Origin of the sequence: Microbacterium alcoholitolerans (assembly GCF_050408615.1) — a bacterium.
Classification (GTDB): domain Bacteria; phylum Actinomycetota; class Actinomycetes; order Actinomycetales; family Microbacteriaceae; genus Microbacterium.
The window spans coordinates 1377098-1395571 of the sequence record NZ_JBNTKD010000001.1 but is presented as its reverse complement, the minus strand read 5'-3'; the positions used below and the strand labels follow the sequence as shown (position 1 = coordinate 1395571).

Here is an 18474-nt window from a genome sequence, read left to right as displayed (position 1 = left end):
TGGCCACCGACGGACATTCGGGCAAGCGCCAGGGAACTCGACGCGTCCGGCGCAGAACCGATGGACTCAGACCAGGACGCTCGGCTCGGCGGCGCTGCGCCGCTCGGCAGCCTCGATCGCGCGCAGCGCCTTCTCGAGGTCGGTGTCGTCGGCGCCGGCGGAGCGGCGCAGGAACAGCGACTGCTTGAAGCTGTCGCGCGCCTCGTCGAACTCGCCGGCCTCGTAGGCGTTCTTGCCGTGGTGCTGGTACGCGAACGCCGCGATTCCGAGCCACTCCTGGCCCTCGGCCTCGTTCGCGCAGGTGGCGAGCTCCTGCGCGGCGGCGGCGTGGGCGCCGCGGTTCTGCAGCACCGTGCCGTGCAGCACACGCGCGCGCAGCAGGTCCTTGCGGGTGCCCGCCATGCGGGCCTGTCGCACAGTCTCCTCCGCCAGGTCCAGGGCCTCGTCGAGGCGGTCGAGCACCTTCAGCAGCCAGACGCGCTCAAGCAGCACGGGCAGGCTGCGCTGATTCTCGATCTCGGCCAGACGCTCCTGGCACTCCTGCTGGTCCACCAGCTCACGAAGCGTATTCGGGTCGTAACCCTTGATCAGATTCACGGCTGATGGCTCCTCTCCGCGACCGTACTGACAGTCTGCCTCGCGGACGCTCGAACGCGCCCGAGCCACGCCCTGCGACGCGGCATCCGCCTTCCGTCAGCGCAGGAAGAGCCCGGCATCCGGGCGCGGAGACGCGACAGCATCCGCATCCGTCACGACCGCCGCTCCTCGTGCGAAGGAGGCGACTTCGTCGCCCTGCGCGATCTTCGCCGGGTGCGGGCCCGCCGCCAGCATCCGCGGAAGCCAATCGGTGGGCAGCGCAGTGGCGGATGCCGCGAGCACGAGGTTCCCGAACCGCCGTCCCTTGAGCACCTGCGTGTCGGCCAGCAGTGCGACCTCGGGGAACACGGTCGCCGCCGTCGCGACCTGCCGCCGCGCGAACGCGAGGCCCGGCCCGTCGGCGATGTTGACCAGCAGCACGCCTGTGGGCGCGAGCAGCTCGGCGATCTCGCGGTAGAACTCGAGGCTGGTGAGGTGCGCCGGGGTCTGCGCGCCGGAGAAGACGTCCGAGACGACGAGATCGCAGTTGCCCATCAGAGCCGGAGGGAGCCGGCGAAGCCCCTCGCGGGCGTCGCCGATGCGGATGCGGATGGCCGCGCCCTTGGGCAGTGGAAGATGCTCGCGCACGAGGGTCACGAGTGGAGCCTCCAGTTCGATCACCTGCTGGCGCGATCCGGGCCGGGTCGCGTCGATGTAGCGCGGGATCGTGAGGGCGCCGGCGCCGAGGTGCACGACGCTGAGCGGGGCGGATGCCGACGCTCCGAGCTGATCGATGACGGCGCCCATCCGCACGATGTACTCGAAGTGCAGGTGAGTCGGGTCGTCGAGGTCGACGTGCGACTGCGGCGTGCCGTCGACGACCAGCTCGAACCCGTTCGCGAACTCGGATGCCATGATCTCGGCCACCCCGCCGTGGTCGAGCTTCGCCTGCGGATTCTCGGCGTCGCGCCCGCGTGCTCTTCCCATGAGCTCGAGCCTATCCAGCCGCAGTCCCCTCAGCCCGAGCAGGTCTGCTGGTTCAGGTCGATGCCGCTGATCTCCTCGGACAGCACCGTCTTGTCGGTCGGAGTCGGGGTGGGTGCCGCGGACGGCGATGCGGTTGGGGTCTCTGGCGGGTCAGAGGGGGCCGGGGTCGCCGCCACCGCGCCGCCGTGATTGCTGACCTTGCCGGTGATCTCGAGCGAGTTCCCCTCGGCGATCGCGGCCCACATCGGCGCCGCGGCCGTCTCGTTGGCCACGACGCGACCGGGGTCGTCCGGATCGTCGAGGGTCGGCAGCTGCAGGAGCACGAAGTCATCGAACGGCACGTGCCTCAGCGCCAGCGCGAGCTGCGCGAGCCGCACCGGATTGGCGAGCGTGTCGCTCGGGTCGACATTGTCGGCGATCACGTTGGCCAGCTTCAGCAGGGTCGGCACGTCGCTGAGTGTCTCGCTGCTGAGCATCTTGCTCGCCAGCCGCGACATGTACTGCTGCTGGTTGGAGATGCGCGCCAGGTCGCTGCCGTCGCCGATGCCCTTGCGCACCCTGATGAACTGCAGCGCCTCGTACCCCGAGATCGCGCGCGCGCCGGGACCCCAGTCCAGGGCGGTCTCCTTGTCGTGCAGCCCGTTGGGACCGATGCAGACCTCGACGCCGCCGATGGCATCCGTGATCTTCATCACGCCGTCGAAGCTGAGCTTCGCGGCGAAGCCGATGTCGATGCCGCTCAGCTCCGACACCGTCTTCGCCATGCACGACAGGCCGCCGTGCTGGAAGACGCTGTTGATCTGCGCCTTGCTCATGCCGGATGCCACGGTGCCGTCCTCCGCGGTGCACTCCGGCACCTCGATCATCAGGTCGCGCGGCAGCGAGACGACGCTCACCTTGCGAGGCGCGGCAGAGACGTGCACGAGCAGGTTCACGTCGTTGCGGATGCCCTCCTCGCCGATGCAGCGCTCGCCGAGCCTCTGCGTCGAGATGGCACCGCACTCATCGGTGCCGACGAGCAGGATCGCGAACTCGCCCGGATATTCGCCGAGTGAGGGAGGGGCGACCGAAGGTGCGTCCTCGAGGGTCACGGCGTCCTCTCCGACGCGCACGACGAGATCCGTGGCGATGAAGGCGACCACGGCGACCGCCGACACCGTCAGCACCGCAAGCGCGATGCCCAGCATCTTCAGCACAGAGCCCGCCGCCGTCGGCGTGCGTTGCGGCGCGTGCTGCGCGACCGGTCTGCGCTTCATGAGCACTGACCCTACAGCGCCGCACCGTGACAGCACTGTCAGAAGCCGATACCAGATCGCAACGCGCCGGGGTTTGGAATACGCCGATCGCGTCGGTAGCGTCGGAGCATCACGTGTGCGGATGCAATGGTGCATCCGAACTCGCAACGTAGCGTTCACAGAGAGGTTCATCATGACCCACAGCCCCCTGCGCAGGCGAGGGATCGCCCTTGCCGCCGGAGTCGCCGTCGCAGCCATCGCGCTGACAGGCTGCGTCGCCAGCGAGCGCGGTGACAACGGAGGCGACGAGACCGCCGCCGACGTCGACACCACGTTCGTGTTCGCAGCTTCCTCCGACCCACAGGGCCTCGACCCGTCGGTCGCCCAGGACGGCGAGACCTTCCGCGTCTCCCGCCAGATCTTCGAGGGCCTCGTCGGCACCGAACCCGGCACGGCCGACCCGGCACCGCTGCTCGCGGAGGAGTGGGAGTCGTCCGAGGACGGCATGTCACACACCTTCACGCTGAAGCAGGACGTCACGTTCCACGACGGAACGCCGTTCAACGCCGAGGCCGTGTGCTTCAATTTCGAGCGCTGGTACAACTGGACCGGCGTGCTCGCGTCCGAGGCCGTCGGCTACTACTACAACAAGCTCTTCAAGGGCTACTCGTCCAACCCGCAGGACGCCGTCTACAAGTCGTGCACCCCGGACGGCGACGACAAGGTCACCATCGAGCTGAACAAGCCGTTCGCCGGCTTCGTGGCATCCCTCTCGCTCCCCGCATTCGCCATGCAGAGCCCCTCGGCCCTCGAGGAGTTCAGCGCTGACGAGGTCGGCGGCACGGCCGAGGCGCCCACGCTCTCCGAGTACGCGAAGGGCCACCCGGTCGGCACCGGTCCGTTCCAGTTCGACTCGTGGGCACCGGGTGAGAACGTCACCCTGACCGCGAACGCCGACTACTGGGGCGAGCAGGGCCAGATCGAGGAGATCATCTTCCGCGTCATCGACGACCCGACCGCACGCCGCCAGGCGCTCGAGGCCGGCGACATCGACGGCTACGACCTGGTCGGTCCGGCCGACACGCAGGCACTGGCCGACAAGGACTTCACGATGGTGTCCCGCCCGCCGTTCACGATCCTCTACCTGGCGTTCAACCAGGCGATCCCGGAGCTGCAGGACATCAAGGTGCGCCAGGCCCTGTCGTACGCCGTCGACAAGGATGCGCTGATCAAGCAGGTCCTGCCCGAGGGCACCGAGAAGGCGACGCAGTTCGTGCCGCCGGTCGTCAACGGCTACAACGACGGCGTCACCACCTACGAGTACGACGCCGACAAGGCGAAGTCGCTGCTGGAGGAGGCCGGTTACACCGCCGACAACCCGCTCACGCTGACCTTCAACTACCCGGTCAACGTCTCGCGCCCGTACATGCCGGACCCCGAGCAGATCTTCACCGTCCTGGCGAAGCAGCTCGAGGAGGTCGGCGTGCAGATCACGCCCGAAACCGACGCGTGGAGCCCGGACTACCTCGAGAAGATCACGGCGGGGTCGGACCACGGCATCCACCTGCTCGGCTGGACCGGCGACTACAACGACACCGACAACTTCGTCGGCGTCTTCTTCGGTCAGAAGAGCGCGGAGTGGGGCTTCGACAACCCCGAGCTGTTCAAGGCGCTGACCGACGCCCGTGGCGTCTCCAGCCTGGAGGACCAGACGTCCCTCTACGAGGACATCAACGAGCAGGTCGCCCAGTTCATCCCGGGTGTGCCGATCGCGCACCCCGCGCCGACGCTGGCCTTCAGCCCGCGCGTGGAGAGCTACCCGGCGAGCCCGGTGAACGACGAGGTCTTCACGGACATCGTCCTCACCGAGTAAGCCCGCCGAGTACGATCACCCGCTCAGACGATCCTTCCCCTCGCGCGATCCGCGAGGGGAAGGATCGTCGCGAGACCCGGAGACCCCTTTGCTGCGAACAATCGGCAAGCGGCTTCTGCTGCTCATCCCCACCCTCTTCGGCCTGAGCGTGCTGCTCTTCGCCTGGGTCCGCGCGCTCCCCGGAGGGCCCGCGATCGCCCTTCTCGGTGAGAAGGCGACACCCGAGGCGATCGCAGAGGTCAACGAGCTCTACGGCTTCAACCGCCCGCTGTACGAGCAGTACTTCGTATGGGTGGGTCGCCTGCTCCAAGGCGACTTCGGCTCGTCGATCGTCACGGGACGACCCGTGACCGAGGAGTTCTTCCGGCGCTTCCCCGCGACGATCGAGCTGAGCGCGCTGGCGCTGATCTTCGCGATCGGCGTCGGTGTGCCCCTCGGCTACTGGGCGGCGCGTCGGCACGGCAGGTGGACCGATCACACCGCCGTCGTGTTCAGCCTGATCGGCATCACGATCCCGGTGTTCTTCCTGGCGTTCATCCTGAAGTACATCTTCGCCGTGCAGCTGGGCTGGCTGCCCTCCGATGGGCGCCAGAGTGCACGAATAGATGCGACGCATGTCACCGGCTTCTACGTCTGGGACGGCATCATCACGGGCGAGTTCGATGCGGCCTGGAATGCCATCACGCACCTCATCCTCCCGGCGCTGGCACTGGGCACGATCCCCCTGGCGATCATCGTCCGCATCACCAGGGCGAGCGTGCTCGAGGTGCAGAATGCCGACTACGTCCGCACCGGACGCGCCAAGGGACTGGCCGTGCCGACGCTGCGCAACCGGTTCATCCTGCGCAACGCGATGCTGCCGGTGATCACGATCATCGGCCTCCAGACGGGCCTGCTGATCTCGGGCGCAGTCCTCACCGAGACCGTCTTCGCGTTCCCGGGCATCGGGTCGTTCCTCGCCCGCTCGATCTTCTCCCGTGACTTTCCCGTGCTGCAGGGATTCATCATCTTCATCGCGATCGCGTACGCGCTGATCAACCTCGCGGTGGACGTGTCGTACAGCCTGATCGATCCGAGAGTGAGGGTTCAGTGATGAGCGCAGTGCTCCCACCCGCACAGGGCCCGACCGGGCCGGCTGAAGGCGCAGCTGAATCGTCCGACACCGTCGCGGTCGCACAGGCGGAGCTGCACAAGAGCGGCAGCTTCTGGAGCGATGTCCTGCGGCGGCTTCGCCACAACCCCACGGCGTGGATCGGCGCGGCGATCGTGTTCGTCTTCCTCGCCGTGGCGCTGCTGGCCCCGATCCTGGCGCCGTACCCCGAGACCGCGCTGCCCGGCGCCGAGTACATCACCCCGACGCACATCCCCGGCCCCGGTGAGCTGCCGCAGTTCCCGCTCGGGCTCGACCGCTTCGGCGGCGACGTGCTCTCCAAACTCATCTGGGGTGCGCAGGCATCTCTGATGGTCGGTGTGGTCTCCACCGCGCTCGGTCTGGTCGGCGGAATGCTGCTCGGTCTGATCGCGGGCACGTTCGGCGGCTGGGTCGACACCCTGATCATGCGCATCGTCGACATCATCCTGTCGGTGCCGAACCTGCTGCTGGCGGTGTCGATCGCCGCGATCCTCGGGCAGACGCCCTCCGCGGTGATGATCGCCATCGGCGCCTCGCAGGTGCCCATCTTCGCGCGCCTGCTTCGGGCATCGATGCTGCAGCAGCGCAGTAGCGAGTACGTGCTCTCGGCGCAGACCCTGGGACTCGGCCGCGGACGCATCACCATGTCGCACGTGCTGCCCAACGCCATCGGGCCGGTCATCGTGCAGGCCACGCTGACGCTCGCGACCGCGGTCATCGATGCGGCGGCGCTGTCGTTCCTCGGCCTCGGCGGCGGGCGCCCGGAGACGGCCGAATGGGGTCGGATGCTGACCTACGCCCAGAGCGAGCTGGCGATCGCCCCGTGGCTGGCGTTCTTCCCCGGCATCTGCATCGCGGTGACGGCGCTCGGCTTCACACTGTTCGGCGAGGCGCTGCGCGAGGCGATGGACCCGAGGACGAGGGCGCGATGAGCGCCAGGGGAGATGAATCGATGACCGAGATGCAGACGAGCGCACAGCCGCTGCTGCAGGTGTCCGGCCTCGCCGTCGACTTCGGCACGATGGACGGTGTCGTGCACGCCGTCGAGGGCGTCGACCTCGAGATCGCGCCCGGTGAGACCGTCGCGATCGTGGGGGAGTCCGGTTCGGGCAAGTCCACGACCGCCATGGCGGTGATCGGCCTGCTGGCATCCGGCGGTCGGGTGGCCGGCGGCAGCATCCGACTCGACGGGCGCGAACTCGTCGGCGCCTCCGAGAGCGAGCTGCGCAAGATCCGCGGCCGCGACATCGGGATGGTCCCGCAGGACCCGATGTCGAACCTCAACCCGGTCGCCAAGATCGGCACGCAGGTCGCCGAGACCCTGCTCGCGCATGGCCTTGCGAACCGCGGCAACGTCAAGGAGAAGGTCGTCGAAGCGCTCTCGGCGGCAGGGCTCCCCGATCCGGAGCGGCGTGCGAAGCAGTATCCGCACGAGCTGTCCGGCGGTCTGCGTCAGCGGGCCCTGATCGCCATCGGCCTGGCGTGCCGGCCGCGCCTGCTCATCGCCGACGAGCCGACCAGCGCGCTCGACGTCACCGTGCAGCAGACGATCCTCGACCAGCTGGGCGAGATGACCCGTGAACTCGGCACGGCTGTGCTGCTCATCACGCACGACCTGGGGCTGGCCGCGGAGCGCGCGCAGCGCGTCGTGGTGATGCACCGCGGCCGCGTGGTCGAGCAGGGCTCGGCGCGACAGATCCTCGAGGCCCCGCAGCACCCGTACACGCAGAGTCTCGTGAACGCGGCCCCCTCGATCGCCGCGGCTCGCCTCCAGCCGGAAGTCTTCGTCGCGTCCGAGAAGACGTCGGATGCCAGTGACACGGGGCTTCCGGCATCCGACAACATCGTCGAGATCGAGGGCTTGCGCAAGGTGTATCCGGTGCGCGGCCAGAGCGACTTCGTCGCCGTCGACGACGTCTCGCTCTCGATTCCGCGCGGCAAGACCGTCGCGATCGTCGGCGAGTCGGGGTCGGGCAAGACCACGACCGCACGGATGCTGCTGAAGCTGATCGAGCCGACCGCAGGCACCATCCGGTTCGAGGGGCGCGACATCCAGTCGCTCGACAAGGCGCAGGCGCGTGAGTTCCGCCAGCGCGTGCAGCCGGTCTTCCAGGATCCGTATTCGAGCCTGAACCCGATGTTCACGATCGGGCGACTGATCGGCGAGCCGCTCGAGTTCTACAAGCGCGGCAGCCGATCCGAGCGCCGCGCCAGGGTGCGTCAGCTTCTCGATGACGTCGCGCTTCCGGCATCCATGATGCAGCGTTACCCGTCCGAGCTGTCCGGCGGGCAGCGCCAGCGCGTCGCCATCGCGCGGGCGCTGGCGCTCTCGCCCGATCTGATGGTGTGCGACGAGCCGGTGTCAGCGCTCGACGTGCTGGTGCAGGACCAGATCCTGACCCTGCTCGGCGACCTGCAGAAGGAGTACGGACTCAGCTATCTGTTCATCTCGCACGACCTCGCGGTCGTGCGGCTGATCAGCGACTACGTGTGCGTGATGAAGGACGGTGCGCTGATGGAGGCCGCCACGAGCGAGGAGATCTTCACCAACCCGCGCGATCCGTACACGCGCACACTGCTGGCATCCATCCCGGGCAATGAGCTCGGCATCGCATCCTGAGGGATGCCAATACCGCAGGTTCTCGAATTGGTCAAGGATCGTGCTTGCCATGTCGCCGAAATCGGCTTATAGTTAGTAGTTGCGCTCGCTTCTCCGTGCCCTCATATGGTGGTCGGCATCCGTTGAGTTCTCGAGCGCGCACTCCACGTCTAGGAATCGACCAGCCCCTGCCCGGGCTCACGGAGGTTACTCCCTTGGCTGCTGCTCGCAACGCATCCACATCCACCACCAACAAGAACGGCCGCGGAGTATCCCGCCTCTCGTTCGCCAAGATCTCCGACACGCTGACGGTCCCGGACCTGCTGGCACTGCAGACCGAGTCCTTCGGCTGGCTCGTCGGCAACGACGACTGGAAGGCTCGTGTCGCGGAGGCCAAGAAGGCCGGCCGCACCGACGTCTCCGAGGTGTCGGGTCTGGGTGAGATCTTCGAGGAGATCTCCCCGATCGAGGACCTCGGCGAGACGATGCAGCTCTCGTTCACGAACCCGTACCTCGAGCCCGAGAAGTACTCGATCGACGAGTGCAAGGAGCGCGGCAAGACCTACGCCGCTCCGCTGTACGTCGAAGCCGAGTTCATGAACCACCAGACCGGTGAGATCAAGACGCAGACCGTCTTCATGGGCGACTTCCCCCTGCAGACCGGCAAGGGCACGTTCATCATCAACGGCTCCGAGCGCGTCGTCGTCTCGCAGCTGGTGCGCTCGCCCGGTGTCTACTTCGACAAGACCCCCGACAAGACCAGCGACAAGGACATCGTCACCGCTCGCGTCATCCCGAGCCGTGGCGCATGGCTCGAGTTCGAGATCGACAAGCGCGACCAGGTCGGCGTCCGCATCGACCGCAAGCGCAAGCAGTCCGTCACGGTCTTCCTGAAGGCGCTGGGCATGACCAGCGAAGAGATCCTCGCCGAGTTCGCCGGCTTCCCGTCGATCGAGGAGACGCTGTCGAAGGACACCATCCTCACCAAGGAAGACGCGCTTCGCGACATCTACCGCAAGCTCCGTCCGGGCGAGCAGGTCGCCGCAGAGGCCGCCCGCGCGCTACTGGACAACTTCTACTTCAACCCGAAGCGCTACGACCTCGCCAAGGTGGGTCGCTACAAGATCAACCAGAAGCTCGGTCTCGCCTCGCCGCTGACCGACTCGGTGCTGACGGTCGAGGACATCGTCGCGACGATCAAGTACCTGGTGCGCCTGCACCGCGGTGACGAGACGTTCTCCGGCATCCGCTCGGGCAAGAAGGCCGAGATCCGGATCGCCACGGACGACATCGACAACTTCGGCAACCGTCGCATCCGCGCGGTCGGCGAGCTCATCCAGAACCAGGTCCGCACCGGTCTGTCGCGCATGGAGCGCGTCGTCCGCGAGCGCATGACCACGCAGGACATCGAGGCGATCACGCCGCAGACCCTGATCAACGTGCGCCCCGTCGTCGCCGCGATCAAGGAGTTCTTCGGAACGTCGCAGCTGTCCCAGTTCATGGACCAGAACAACCCGCTCGCGGGCCTGACGAACAAGCGTCGTCTGTCGGCTCTCGGCCCCGGTGGTCTGAGCCGTGACCGCGCCGGCGTCGAGGTCCGTGACGTGCACCCCTCGCACTACGGCCGCATGTGCCCGATCGAGACGCCTGAAGGCCCGAACATCGGCCTGATCGGCGCGCTCGCGACCTTCGCGCGCATCAACTCGTTCGGCTTCATCGAGACGCCGTACCGCAAGGTCGTCGACGGCGTCGTGACCGACCAGATCGACTACCTCACGGCAGCCGAAGAGGTCGACTTCAACATCGCCCAGGCGAACGCCCCGCTCGACAAGAAGGGCGGCTTCACCGAGAGCCACGTGCTGGCGCGCCCCCGCGGCGGCAGCGGTGAGGTCGACCTGTTCCTCCCCGAGGAGATCGGCTACATGGACGTCTCCCCGCGCCAGATGGTGTCGGTGGCGACCTCGCTCGTTCCGTTCCTCGAGCACGATGACGCGCAGCGCGCCCTGATGGGTGCCAACATGCAGCGTCAGGCCGTGCCGCTGCTCCGCTCCGACTCGCCGCTCGTCGGCACCGGCATGGAGGGCTACACCGCGATCGACGCCGGTGACGTGGTCACCGCCGCCAAGGCCGGTGTCGTCAGCGAGGTCTCCGCAGACCGCGTCGTCGTCATGCTCGACGAGGGCGGCACGCAGGAGTACCACCTGCGCAAGTTCGACCGCTCGAACCAGGGCACGTCCTACAACCAGCGCGTGATCGTCAGCGCCGGTGAGCGCGTGGAGGTCGGCGAGGTCATCGCCGATGGCCCCGCCACCGAGAACGGCGAGCTCGCGCTCGGCAAGAACCTGCTCGTCGCGTTCATGCCGTGGGAGGGTCACAACTTCGAGGACGCCATCATCCTCAGCCAGGAGCTGGTGAAGGACGACACGCTCTCGTCGATCCACATCGAGGAGTACGAGGTCGACGCCCGCGACACCAAGCTGGGCAAGGAGGAGATCACGCGTGACCTCCCCAACGTCAGCCCCGAGCTGCTGAAGGACCTCGACGAGCGCGGCATCATCCGCATCGGCGCCGAGGTCCGCCCCGGCGACATCCTCGTCGGCAAGGTCACGCCCAAGGGCGAGACCGAGCTGTCCGCCGAGGAGCGCCTGCTCCGCGCGATCTTCAACGAGAAGAGCCGTGAGGTTCGCGACACCTCGCTGAAGGTCCCTCACGGTGAGCAGGGCACGATCATCGCCGTCAAGGAGTTCGACGCTGAAGAGGGCGACGACGAGCTCGGCTCGGGCGTCAACCGCCGCGTCGTGGTCTACATCGCTCAGAAGCGCAAGATCACCGAGGGCGACAAGCTCGCCGGCCGCCACGGCAACAAGGGCGTCATCGCGAAGATCCTGCCCGTCGAGGACATGCCGTTCCTCTCGGACGGCACGCCGGTCGACGTCGTGCTCAACCCGCTCGGCATCCCCGGTCGAATGAACTTCGGCCAGGTGCTGGAGACCCACCTCGGGTGGATCGCCAAGCAGGGCTGGAAGATCGAGGGCAACCCGGAGTGGGCGGCGCAGCTGCCCGAGGAGGCACGCGATGTCGCTCCGAACACCAAGGTCGCGACCCCGGTGTTCGACGGTGCCAGCGAGCCCGAGATCGCAGGTCTGCTCGACTCGACCCGCGAGACCCGCGACGGCGTGCGCCTGATCGACCGCACGGGCAAGACCCAGCTGTTCGACGGCCGCTCCGGCGAGCCGTTCCCGGCGCCCATCTCGGTCGGCTACATGTACATCCTGAAGCTGCACCACCTGGTCGACGACAAGATCCACGCTCGCTCGACTGGACCGTACTCGATGATCACCCAGCAGCCGCTCGGTGGTAAGGCGCAGTTCGGTGGACAGCGCTTCGGTGAGATGGAGGTGTGGGCGCTCGAGGCCTACGGCGCCGCATACGCGCTGCAGGAGCTGCTCACCATCAAGTCCGACGACATCCTCGGCCGCGTCAAGGTGTACGAGGCCATCGTCAAGGGCGAGAACATCCAGGAGCCCGGCATCCCCGAGTCCTTCAAGGTGCTCATGAAGGAGATGCAGTCGCTCTGCCTGAACGTCGAGGTCCTCTCGGCCGATGGCACCGCCGTCAACCTGCGAGACACCGACGACGAGGCCTTCCGCGCTGCGGAAGAACTCGGCATCAACATCTCCAGCCGCTTCGAAGCCGCATCGATCGACGAGATCTGACCCGGCCCCTTCGATTAGCTACAGATTTTCTAACAGGAGAACTAGTGCTCGACGCAACAACTTTCGATGAGCTTCGAATCGGCCTGGCCACCGCAGAGGACATCCGCGGATGGTCCTACGGCGAGGTCAAGAAGCCTGAGACGATCAACTACCGCACGCTGAAGCCTGAGAAGGACGGCCTCTTCGGCGAGCAGATCTTCGGCCCCTCCCGTGACTGGGAGTGCGCCTGTGGCAAGTACAAGCGTGTCCGCTTCAAGGGCATCGTCTGCGAGCGCTGCGGCGTGGAGGTCACCAAGAGCTCCGTCCGTCGCGAGCGCATGGGTCACATCGAGCTCGCCGCTCCCGTGACGCACATCTGGTACTTCAAGGGAGTGCCTTCGCGTCTCGGCTACCTGCTCGACATGGCGCCGAAGGACCTCGAGAAGGTCATCTACTTCGCCGCGTACATGGTGATCTCGGTCGACGAGGATGCTCGTCACCGCGACCTCGCCACGCAGGAGAACAACATCCGGCTCGAGCTGAAGACGCTCGGCGACCGTCGCGACGCGAAGATCGCAGAGCGCATGGCCAAGCTGGAGGAGGAGCTCGCCGCCCTTGAGGCGGAGGGTGCCAAGGCCGACGCCAAGCGCAAGGTCAAGGACGCCGCCGAGAAGGAGATGACGCTCACCCGCAAGGGTGCAGACGAGGCGATCGCCAAGCTCGAGCGCGTGTGGGAGGACTTCCGCACGCTCGAGGTCGGCGCTCTGCGCCCGGAGGACGACGTCTTCCACGAGCTGCAGGACCGGTTCGGTCAGTACTTCGAGGCCCACATGGGCGCCGAGGCGATCCAGCGCCGCCTGCAGACCTTCGACCTGAAGCAGGAGGCGGACAACCTCCACCTGCAGATCTCCGAGGGCAAGGGCCAGCGCAAGATCCGTGCGATCAAGCGCCTCAAGGTCGTCAACTCGTTCCTGGAGACCGGCATGAGCCCGGCCGCCATGGTGCTCGACGTCGTTCCGGTGATCCCGCCGGAGCTGCGCCCGATGGTGCAGCTCGACGGTGGCCGCTTCGCGACCAGTGACCTGAACGACCTGTACCGCCGCGTCATCAACCGCAACAACCGTCTTCGTCGTCTGATCGACCTCGGCGCCCCCGAGATCATCGTCAACAACGAGAAGCGGATGCTGCAGGAGGCCGTCGACGCACTGTTCGACAACGGCCGTCGCGGCCGCCCCGTCACGGGCACCGGAAACCGTGCCCTGAAGTCCCTCAGCGACATGCTGAAGGGCAAGCAGGGTCGCTTCCGTCAGAACCTGCTCGGCAAGCGCGTCGACTACTCGGGCCGTTCGGTCATCGTCGTCGGTCCGCAGCTGAAGCTGCATCAGTGCGGTCTGCCCAAGCAGATGGCTCTGGAGCTGTTCAAGCCGTTCGTGATCAAGCGCCTGATCGACCTCGGTCACTCGCAGAACATCAAGGCCGCCAAGCGCGCTGTCGAGCGCACCCGCGGCGAGGTCTGGGACGTGCTCGAGGAGATCATCCGCGAGCGCCCCGTGCTGCTGAACCGCGCACCCACGCTGCACCGCCTCGGCATCCAGGCGTTCGAGCCGCAGCTCGTCGAGGGCAAGGCCATCCAGCTGCACCCGCTCGTCTGCGCCGCGTTCAACGCAGACTTCGACGGTGACCAGATGGCTGTGCACCTGCCGCTGTCGGTCGAGGCTCAGGCCGAGGCCCGCGTGCTGATGCTCGCGTCGAACAACATCCTGAAGCCGTCGGACGGCCGCCCGGTCACGCTGCCCTCGCAGGACATGATCATCGGCCTGCACCACCTGACCACGGTCAAGGAGGGCGCTGCCGGTGAGGGTCGTGCGTTCGGTTCGGTCTCCGAGGCGATCCTGGCCAAGGACGAGGGCACCCTCGACCTGCAGGCGAAGGTCCGCATCCGCATCCCCGGCCTCACCTTCCTCGAGGGCGAAGCGCCCGAGGGCTACGAGCGCCACGGCCTCGTCGACTCCTCGCTCGGACAGGCGATCTTCAACGGCGCGCTGCCGAAGGGCTACCCCTTCGTGCGCGGCGTCGCCGACAAGGGCAAGCTGTCGCAGATCGTGAACAAGCTGGCTGAGGAGTACCCCAAGGTCGAGACGGCCGCCACGCTGGACCGCATCAAGGATGCCGGTTTCCACTGGGCGACCCGCTCGGGTGTCACCGTCGCGCTCAGCGACATCCTCACCCCGCCGAACAAGGCCGAGATCGTCGCGACCTACGAGAAGCAGGCGGCGAAGGTCCAGTCGCAGTACGACAAGGGTCTGACCACGGATCTCGAGCGCCGCCAGGAGCTCATCAAGATCTGGACCGAGGCGACCGACGAGGTTCAGGCCGCCATGCGCGAGAACTTCCCCGAGGACAACACCATCAACCGCATGGTGTCGTCGGGTGCTCGTGGTAACTGGCTGCAGATCCGCAACATCGCGGGTATGCGTGGTCTGGTGAACAACCCCAAGGGTGAGATCATCCCCCGTCCGATCATCTCCTCGTACCGCGAGGGTCTGTCGGTGGCGGAGTACTTCATCGCGACGCACGGTACCCGTAAGGGTCTGGCCGACACCGCTCTGCGCACCGCCGACTCGGGTTACCTGACCCGTCGTCTGGTGGACGTCTCGCAGGACGTCATCATCCGCGAGCAGGACTGCGGCACGTCGAAGGGCCTCGAGCTCCCGATCGCCGCTCCGAACTCGCAGGGCGTGCTGACCCGCGACGCGAACGTGGAGAACTCGGTGTTCGCCCGCACCCTGGCATCCGACGCGGTCAACGCTGCGGGCGAGGTCGTCGCCTCTGCCGGTGAGGACGTCGGAGACGTTCTCATCGACAAGCTGGTCGAGGCCGGCGTCGAGAGCATCAAGGTGCGCTCGGTGCTGACCTGTGACTCGGCTGTCGGTGTCTGCGCGCAGTGCTACGGCCGCTCGCTCGCCACGGGCAAGACGGTCGACATCGGAGAGGCTGTCGGCATCATCGCCGCGCAGTCGATCGGTGAGCCCGGCACGCAGCTGACGATGCGCACCTTCCACACCGGTGGTTCTGCATCGGCGGATGACATCACGCAGGGTCTGCCCCGTGTGCAGGAGCTGTTCGAGGCGCGCACCCCGAAGGGTGCCTCGCCGATCGCCGAGGCCGATGGTCGCATCACGATCGACGAGACCGAAAAGGGCAAGAAGGTCATCCTGACGCCCGACAACGGTGACGAAGAGGTTGTCTACCCGGTGCTGAAGCGCGCGACGCTTCTCGTCGAGGACGGCCAGCACGTCTCCGTCGGTCAGCCGCTCCTGGTCGGCACGCTCGACCCCAAGGAGGTCATGCGCGTCATGGGCGCCCGCGAGGTGCAGCGTTACCTCGTCAACGGCGTGCAGGGCGTGTACCGCTCGCAGGGTGTGCCGATCCACGACAAGCACATCGAGGTCATCGTGCGCCAGATGCTGCGCAAGGTCACCGTGGTCGACCACGCTGACACGACGCTGCTCCCGGGCGAGATGGTCGACCTGAAGCGCTACCAGCAGATCAATCGCGAGGCTGTGGCCGGTGGCAAGCGCCCCGCGTCCGGTCGCCCGGAGCTGATGGGTATCACGAAGGCGTCGCTCGCGACCGAGTCGTGGCTGTCGGCTGCATCGTTCCAGGAGACGACCCGCGTGCTCACGCAGGCCGCCATGGAGGGCAAGAGCGACCCGCTGATCGGTCTCAAGGAGAACGTCATCATCGGTAAGCTCATCCCCGCCGGCACCGGTCTGCGCCGCTACCGTGACATCACGGTCGAGGCGACCGAAGAGGCCAAGAGCGAGCGCTACCCGAACCGGATCTTCGCATCCGACGGCGCGTACGCTGACGGCGGCGACTTCGGCTACGTCGACTTCGACGCGTTCTCGACCGACGACATCACGCCCGGTACCTACAACTGAGCGTGATCTCGGAGCGACTGAGGCCCCGGCCCTTCTTCGGAAGGTCCGGGGCCTCTCTCTGTCCGGAACCGGGTGCGCGCGTGCTCAGGGCCAGATGGCGGCGATGATGGCTGACGTGTACCCGGAGGGTGCGAGGTTCGAGTAGCGCGTGTCGATCAGCAACCCGTCGCGCCAGAAGAGCGTGCGCCCGTCGGTGACCGGATACTGCTTGTTCGGCCAGGTCTTCTCGCAGCGTGTGCCGTCGTCGGGCGTGTAGCAGCTGAAGCCCTCGTCGGCGACGAGTGCGTTGAGCATGTCGAGAGCCTCGCCGCGCCACATCGGCTCGATCGTCGTGGTGAGCCCTGTGGTGTCGGCCGCGGGGTCGCCCCAGATGCAGCGCAGCGAACCGTCCGAGAGCATGCCGCTCTCGCCGAATGCGGGATCGTTCAGCGGCACGCCATCGAGTTCGGCGAGGACGTCGTCCGAGAGGATCTCCCGGCAGTCCTTCGGCATCGTCATCGTCGGCGAGGTGGGTGTCGCGCTAGGCGTCGGCTCGGCGCTCGATTCGTCGGATGCCGTCGGCGACGCGCTCTTCGGGATCAGCGCCTCGTCGGGCAGGCAGCCGGCCAGCAGCGTCGCGCCCGCGACGAGGACCGCGGCGGCGATGCCGACTCGGAGCCTGCCCTGGGGCCTCATGAGCACAGGGTAGGTCCGCGCGCGTGATGCGAAGGTGAGCCGCGCCGCACCGTCGCCCGGCGTCTGTCGCCCGGCGTCCGCGCGGGCTGCCGTCCGTCCGCGAGCGCCGCCCGGCGTCCGTCGTTGTCGTCCGCCCGGGCTGCCCTCCGCCCGCCATCGCCCCAGAACAGGCTCGTTGCCCGCAGCAGGCTGGTTCTGCAGCATCCGACCTGCTCTCGCCAACGGTCCTGCACTCGGCAACGGCCCTGCACGCGATAGTCTCGCAGGATGAGCAATGGTGGTGCGGCGGTCGTCATCGGCGACGCGTTGATCGATGAGATCCGGGATGCCACGGGCGTCCGCGAACTGGTCGGCGGAGCCGCCCTCAACGTGGCCGTCGGCCTGCGGCGGCTGGGCATCCCGACCAGTTTGATCGCGATGGTCGGCGATGACGAGCCGGGCGACCACATCCGCGAGTACCTGCGCGATCATGGCGTGGAGCTGATCGCGAGCGACGCGCCGCGCGGCTCGTCGCGGGCGGTCGTGACGTGGTCGGCGAGCGGCGAGCCCCAGTACGTCTTCAATGACGCGGCGCGAGGGCGCAGCATCCGATACGACGATGAGGCCCGCAAGGCGATCTCGGATGCCGGGATCGTCGCGATCAGCTGCTTCCCGTTCGACGTGCCGGCCGAGGTCGACGCCCTCGTCGACGCCTTGGGGGATGCCAGGGTCGCGGTCGACCCGAACCCGCGATCGGGCATGCTCAGCGACCGCGACGAGTTCGTCCGCGGCTTCGAGCGCCTCGCCGCGCGCTCGGAGCTGGTCAAGGTCGGATCCGATGACGCAGCCCTGCTGTACGACGAGGAGCTCAGCGGAGATCTCGACGCGCTGCGCGCCCGCCTGCGCGATCTCGGCGTCGGCTCGGTGCTCGCGACAGCGGGCCCGGCTGGCGCGGTGCTCGAATCGGATGCCGGTGTGTTCACGTCCCCGATCGCCAAGCTGCCAGGCGCGATCGTCGATACCGTCGGAGCGGGAGACGCCACGCTCGCGGCGGTCGCGGCGAGCCTGTCCGCGGGCGTCCCGGCATCCGGATCGGACTGGCAGGAACTGCTCGATCGGGCGATGCTGATCGCCGCCGCGACCGTGCGTGCCGAGGGCGGTCTGCTGCGCACTCCCGAGTCGCTGGCGGACGCTGATCAGGGAGTGTTCGGCAGCTGAGGTTTCGATTTCTTACGACCGCCGCGGGCAGGTATGCTTGATTCTCGCGCCCCCGGTTGGCTGATCAAGTCGGACGGGCGTGCATTGGCAAGTTACCCAAGCGGCCAAAGGGAGCTGACTGTAAATCAGCCTGCATTGCATTCGGGGGTTCGAATCCCTCACTTGCCACCGCCAGAAACACTGACTGAGGGCCTCCGCATCGCGGGGGCCCTCAGTCGTTCCCTGGCGAGCCCGCTCAGGCCGCGTTGCGGATCAGGATGCGCCAGCGCTCCGGACCCTCGTCGAGGTAGCGGGTGTGGAAGGCGGCGCCGTGCTTGGCCGACAGCTGCGTCAGCAGGGGCACCGGATTGTGCGTGGCAGAGATGACCATGGCCGCACCGGGGCGCAGAGACTCGATCGCGCCGAAGATCGCTGCGTGGCGCACAGCGTGCGGAATCGTCTGCACGTCGAGTTCGGGCAGCTCCTCGTCGTGACCGCCGCAGGCGCAGCTGCCGCCACCGCCGATCGTCTGGTCGTGCGCCACGGAACGTGAGCTGTGGATCTCGATGCTGGCCATGATTT

Annotated in this window: 12 protein-coding genes and 1 tRNA gene; 8 read left to right on the top strand and 5 right to left on the bottom strand. The window is 67.4% G+C overall.

Features of this window, described 5'->3' with window-relative positions; translation table 11 throughout:
• Positions 1 to 66: 66 nt before the first annotated feature.
• From ACQUSX_RS06610 to ACQUSX_RS06600, 3 genes are all read right to left on the bottom strand, one after another.
• Positions 67 to 597, bottom strand: coding sequence for a hypothetical protein (locus tag ACQUSX_RS06610; RefSeq protein ID WP_428906157.1), 531 nt, complete (start codon positions 595 to 597; stop codon positions 67 to 69).
• A 96-nt stretch (positions 598 to 693) separates the two neighbouring features.
• Positions 694 to 1563, bottom strand: coding sequence for a spermidine synthase (locus tag ACQUSX_RS06605; RefSeq protein WP_428906156.1), 870 nt, complete (start codon positions 1561 to 1563; stop codon positions 694 to 696).
• Between the two features lie 29 nt (positions 1564 to 1592).
• Positions 1593 to 2819: an LCP family protein gene (locus ACQUSX_RS06600; protein ID WP_428906155.1), complete on the bottom strand. Its 1227-nt coding sequence runs from the start codon at positions 2817 to 2819 to the stop codon at positions 1593 to 1595.
• Positions 2820 to 2991: 172 nt separating this feature from the next.
• Between ACQUSX_RS06600 and ACQUSX_RS06595 the strand changes: the two genes are divergently transcribed.
• The 6 genes from ACQUSX_RS06595 (at position 2992) to rpoC (ending at position 16041) form a co-directional block, all read left to right on the top strand.
• Positions 2992 to 4671: an ABC transporter substrate-binding protein gene (locus tag ACQUSX_RS06595; protein ID WP_428906154.1), complete on the top strand. Its 1680-nt coding sequence runs from the start codon at positions 2992 to 2994 to the stop codon at positions 4669 to 4671.
• A gap of 88 nt (positions 4672 to 4759) precedes the next feature.
• On the top strand, positions 4760 to 5764 hold the full coding sequence (locus tag ACQUSX_RS06590) for an ABC transporter permease (RefSeq protein WP_428906153.1): 1005 nt from the start codon (positions 4760 to 4762) through the stop codon (positions 5762 to 5764).
• Positions 5764 to 6735, top strand: a complete 972-nt coding sequence (locus ACQUSX_RS06585) for an ABC transporter permease (protein ID WP_428906152.1) — start codon at positions 5764 to 5766, stop codon at positions 6733 to 6735. Before ACQUSX_RS06590 ends, ACQUSX_RS06585 begins: the two co-directional genes overlap by 1 nt.
• The gene (locus ACQUSX_RS06580; RefSeq protein WP_428906151.1) at positions 6732 to 8423 is read left to right on the top strand and encodes an ABC transporter ATP-binding protein; all 1692 of its coding nucleotides are present in this window, start codon (positions 6732 to 6734) and stop codon (positions 8421 to 8423) included. The genes ACQUSX_RS06585 and ACQUSX_RS06580 overlap by 4 nt, the downstream gene beginning before the upstream one ends.
• 194 nt (positions 8424 to 8617) lie before the next feature.
• Positions 8618 to 12118: a DNA-directed RNA polymerase subunit beta gene (rpoB, locus tag ACQUSX_RS06575; RefSeq protein WP_428906150.1), complete on the top strand. Its 3501-nt coding sequence runs from the start codon at positions 8618 to 8620 to the stop codon at positions 12116 to 12118.
• Between the two features lie 44 nt (positions 12119 to 12162).
• Positions 12163 to 16041: a DNA-directed RNA polymerase subunit beta' gene (rpoC, locus tag ACQUSX_RS06570; RefSeq protein ID WP_428906149.1), complete on the top strand. Its 3879-nt coding sequence runs from the start codon at positions 12163 to 12165 to the stop codon at positions 16039 to 16041.
• A gap of 84 nt (positions 16042 to 16125) precedes the next feature.
• On the opposite strand, the gene ACQUSX_RS06565 is transcribed toward rpoC, so the two are convergent.
• Positions 16126 to 16716 (bottom strand): hypothetical protein, encoded by a 591-nt coding sequence (locus tag ACQUSX_RS06565; RefSeq protein WP_428906148.1) that lies wholly within the window; start codon positions 16714 to 16716, stop codon positions 16126 to 16128.
• A gap of 267 nt (positions 16717 to 16983) precedes the next feature.
• Between ACQUSX_RS06565 and ACQUSX_RS06560 the strand changes: the two genes are divergently transcribed.
• On the top strand, positions 16984 to 17913 hold the full coding sequence (locus tag ACQUSX_RS06560) for a carbohydrate kinase family protein (protein ID WP_428906147.1): 930 nt from the start codon (positions 16984 to 16986) through the stop codon (positions 17911 to 17913).
• 86 nt (positions 17914 to 17999) lie between these two features.
• Positions 18000 to 18081: transfer RNA gene (locus ACQUSX_RS06555), tRNA-Tyr, on the top strand.
• A gap of 67 nt (positions 18082 to 18148) precedes the next feature.
• Here ACQUSX_RS06555 and ACQUSX_RS06550 read toward each other — a convergent pair.
• Entirely contained in the window at positions 18149 to 18469 is a 321-nt protein-coding gene (locus tag ACQUSX_RS06550; RefSeq protein ID WP_428906146.1) for a DUF2249 domain-containing protein, read from the bottom strand.
• Positions 18470 to 18474 lie beyond the last annotated feature (5 nt).